Below are 4,008 nucleotides of genomic sequence, written 5' to 3'. Positions count from 1 at the left end.
GACATCCTCTACAACGGCCAGTCGATCCTCGAAATGGATCCGGCCGAGCGCGCCACGTCAGGCATCTTCCTCGCCTTCCAGTATCCGATGGAGATACCGGGCGTCGCCACCATGGAATTCCTGAAAGTGGCGATGAACGAGCAGCGCAAGGCGCGCGGCGAGGAGCCGCTGAAGATCCCGGAATTTTTGAAGCGCGTGAAGGAAGCCGCCGCCTCGCTCAGCATGGAGATGGCGATGCTGAAGCGGCCGCTTAATGTCGGCTTTTCCGGCGGCGAGAAGAAGCGGGCGGAGATCCTGCAGATGAAATTGCTGGAGCCGAAATTGTGCGTGCTCGACGAGACCGATTCCGGCCTCGACATCGATGCGCTGAAGATCGTTTCCGACGGCGTCAACGCGCTGCGCGCGCCGGACCGGGCGTTCCTGGTCATCACCCACTACCAGCGCCTGCTTGAGCACATCGTGCCCGACACCGTGCATGTGCTCTACAAGGGGCAGGTCATCAAGTCAGGCGACAAGTCGCTGGCGCTCGACCTGGAAGCCAATGGCTATGCCGGCGTGATCGGCGAAGCAGCGTGAGATGCCAGAGGTAATACCGATGAACATGCACGCACAACCGCAGCGGACACCGGCCGAGACAGCGTTGATCGACGCGTTCGGCGACCGGCTGTCGCTGCTGCCGGGCGACGGCGCGGTGATGCTGAAGCGCGACGACGCCATCGAGACGATCAAGCACGGCCTGCCGACGCGGCGCGTCGAATCCTGGCACTATACCGACTTGCGCCGGTTGCTGAATACCGTGCCGGACTTCGACCCTGCCGCCATGGCCAAGGCCATTGCGCCGATCGTTGACGGTTCCACTGTGGTGTCGATCCTGAACGGCAAGTCCGACGCCAAAGTGCCGGTTCTTGAAGGCGTCTCTTTCCAGCGCCTGTCGGAAAAGCTGGTCGACGGCAGCGCAGCACCTGGGCTCGACCCCTATGGCAGCGACGACGCCATCGGCGCGCTGAACACGGCTTTCGTCGCCGACGGATATTTTGTCGACATCGCCGATGGCGTGGAACTCGAAAAGCCGGTCGAGCTGCAGAACCTGCAGGCCGGCGGCCAGACCCATGTGCGCCTGCCAGTGCGTGTCGGCGCCGGCGCCAAGGCCGTCATCGTCGAACGGCAGACAGGTGACGGCGCTGCCCTGGGCAGCTCGGTCAGCCAGCTCGTGCTCGGCGAAGGCGCCGAGGTGACGTGGCTGATTGTCCAGGAACAGCCGGAAACGGCGACGCATCTGGCCCAGTTCAAGGCCCATATCGGCAAGAATGCCAAGCTGACGTTGTTCGTCATGAACGCCGGCGGCAAGCTCGTGCGCCAGGAGATCATGGTCAGGACGACTGGCGAAGGCGCCGATTTCAAGCTGCGCGGCATCAACCTCTTGGCCGGCGACACCCATACCGACGTGACCATGGTTCTCGACCACGCCGTGCCGCACACGACCTCGACGGAGATCATCCGCAACGTGGTGACGGGCAAGGCGCGCGGCGTGTTTCAGGGCCGCATCAACGTCCATCAATATGCGCAGAAGACCAACGCCAAGATGGCATGCAACACGCTGTTGCTGTCGGACGACGGCGAGTTCTCGACCAAGCCGGAGCTTGAAATCTTCGCCGACGACGTGATTTGCGGCCATGGCGCGACGGTCACCGAGATCGACCACGATCATCTGTTCTACCTGATGGCGCGCGGCGTCGACGAGAAAAGCGCGCGGGGGCTGCTCGTGAAGGCCTTCGTCGCCGAGGTGATCGAGGAACTGGACGACGAGGCGATCGTCGAAGCGCTGGAAGCGCGGCTCGACGGCTGGTTCGTGGCACACGGCTAATTGGATGGGGTCCGGCAAAGCCACCCCTCATCCGTCTTGGCGCTACGCGCCAATCCACCTTCTCCCACAAGGGGAGAAGGTAAAGCGCTAGACCTTCTCCCCTTGTGGGAGAAGGTGGCCGAGCGAAGCTCGGTCGGATGAGGGGTGTTGGAAGGATCTCGGCCTTGGCCGGCAAGGACTTTGAAATGGACCAGAAACTCGAAAACATTCCCTACGACGTCGAAGCGATCCGCCGCGATTTCCCGATCCTGTCGCGGGAAGTCTATGGCAAGAAGCTGGTCTATCTCGACAATGGCGCCTCGGCACAGAAGCCGCAGGCGGTGCTCGACGCTGTCCAGCACGCCTACAGCCAGGAATATGCCAACGTCCATCGTGGCCTGCATTTCCTGTCCAATGCCGCGACCGACGCCTACGAAAAGGCGCGCGAAACGGTACGCCGTTTCCTCAACGCGCCAAGCACCGACAACATCATCTTCACCTCGAACACGACCTCGGCCATCAACACCGTGGCCTATGGCTATGGCATGCCCAACATCGGCGAGGGCGACGAGATCGTGCTGTCGATCATGGAGCACCACTCCAACATCGTTCCCTGGCATTTTATCCGCGAGCGGCAGGGCGCCAAGCTGGTCTGGGTGCCGGTCGACGATCTCGGCGTCCTCCACATCGAGGAATTCGAAAAACGGCTGACCGACCGCACCAAACTGGTCGCCGTCACGCAGATGTCGAATGCGCTGGGCACGGTGACGCCGATCAAGGAAATCGTGCGCATCGCGCATGCGCGTGGAATTCCCGTCCTCGTCGACGGCAGCCAGAGCGCCGTGCATATGCCGATCGATGTGCAGGATCTCGACTGCGACTTCTTCGTCTTCACCGGGCACAAGGTTTATGGCCCTTCGGGCATCGGGGTGCTCTACGGCAAGAAGGACATTCTCCAGGGCATGCGCCCCTTCATGGGCGGTGGCGAGATGATCGAGGAGGTGACGGAAGACATCGTCACCTACAACGAGCCGCCGCATCGTTTCGAAGCCGGCACGCCGCCGATCGTGCAGGCGATCGGACTGGGTGCCGCGCTCGACTATATGGAAACGATCGGCCGCGAGCGCATCGCCGCGCATGAGGAAGACCTCAAGACTTATGCGCATGAGCGGCTGCGCGCCATCAATTCGCTGCGCATCTTCGGCGATGCGCCCGGCAAGGGCGCCATCATCTCGTTCGAACTGCAAGGCATTCATGCGCACGACGTGTCGATGGTGATAGACAGGCAGGGCGTTGCTGTCCGCGCGGGCACCCATTGCGCCCAGCCGCTGTTGAAACGTTTCGGCGTAACCTCCACATGCAGGGCATCGTTCGGCATGTATAATACCAGGGCCGAAGTCGACGCTTTGGCCGAGGCGCTTGAGAAAGCGCGCAAATTCTTCGGATGACGATTTTTTTGGGTGACGACCATGGATGATGCAAGCATCGCTGCCGAGACCACTCCGGAAACCGCGCCCAATGCGCTGGTTTCGGGATCGGCCATTCCAGCCGACGAACTGGCGCGGTTGACCGACGACATCGTATCGGCGCTGAAGACGGTCTACGATCCGGAAATCCCGGCCGATATCTACGAACTCGGCCTCATCTACAAGATCGACATCGAGGACAATCGCTCGGTCAAGATCGACATGACGCTGACCGCTCCCGGCTGCCCTGTCGCCGGCGAAATGCCCGGCTGGGTCGAAAATGCCGTCGGCGCCGTCGAAGGCGTGTCCGGCGTCGAGGTCAACATGACCTTCGACCCGCCATGGTCGGCCGACCGCATGTCGGAAGAGGCGCAGGTGGCGGTGGGCTGGTACTAGCGTCAAGCCTGGCACACTTGCGCGAGGGATAAAACTTCACCATTTTAGGTGAGGAATCATTCGGCAGGCCTTGAACCTGCATGGAATGGAAGGAAAAAGAATGGGACGCTTCGCCGTCATCACCATGACCGAAAAGGCCGCCGACCGGGTGCGCGAGATCGTCGCCACCCGCGACAACGCGCATGGCATCCGCCTCGGCATCAAGAAGGGCGGCTGCGCCGGCATGGAATATACGGTCGATCTGGTGACCGAGCCCAACACCAAGGACGACCATATCGAGCGCGACGGCGCTCATGTCTATGT

5 protein-coding genes are annotated in these 4,008 nt (G+C 61.9%); all 5 read left to right on the top strand.

Features of this window, described 5'->3' with window-relative positions; genetic code table 11:
• The coding region (gene sufC, locus ENZ75_RS23980; RefSeq protein ID WP_128278356.1) for a Fe-S cluster assembly ATPase SufC at positions 1-576 on the top strand (576 nt) is incomplete at its 5' end.
• 19 nt (positions 577-595) lie between these two features.
• Positions 596-1,864, top strand: a complete 1,269-nt coding sequence (gene sufD, locus ENZ75_RS23975; RefSeq protein WP_063167809.1) for a Fe-S cluster assembly protein SufD — start codon at positions 596-598, stop codon at positions 1,862-1,864.
• Positions 1,865-2,049: 185 nt separating this feature from the next.
• Positions 2,050-3,291, top strand: coding sequence for a cysteine desulfurase (locus ENZ75_RS23970; RefSeq protein WP_063170212.1), 1,242 nt, complete (start codon positions 2,050-2,052; stop codon positions 3,289-3,291).
• 21 nt (positions 3,292-3,312) lie between these two features.
• Positions 3,313-3,705: an SUF system Fe-S cluster assembly protein gene (locus ENZ75_RS23965; protein WP_013532157.1), complete on the top strand. Its 393-nt coding sequence runs from the start codon at positions 3,313-3,315 to the stop codon at positions 3,703-3,705.
• A 100-nt stretch (positions 3,706-3,805) separates the two neighbouring features.
• Positions 3,806-4,008: iron-sulfur cluster biosynthesis family protein (locus tag ENZ75_RS23960; protein ID WP_245465358.1), on the top strand; the 203-nt coding region annotated here is incomplete at its 3' end.

Origin of the sequence: Mesorhizobium sp. M7A.F.Ca.CA.002.04.1.1 (assembly GCF_004022805.1) — a bacterium.
Classification (GTDB): domain Bacteria; phylum Pseudomonadota; class Alphaproteobacteria; order Rhizobiales; family Rhizobiaceae; genus Mesorhizobium; species Mesorhizobium ciceri.
Note: the sequence above shows the minus strand (reverse complement) of the source record. Positions and strands in the feature narration are given on the sequence as shown.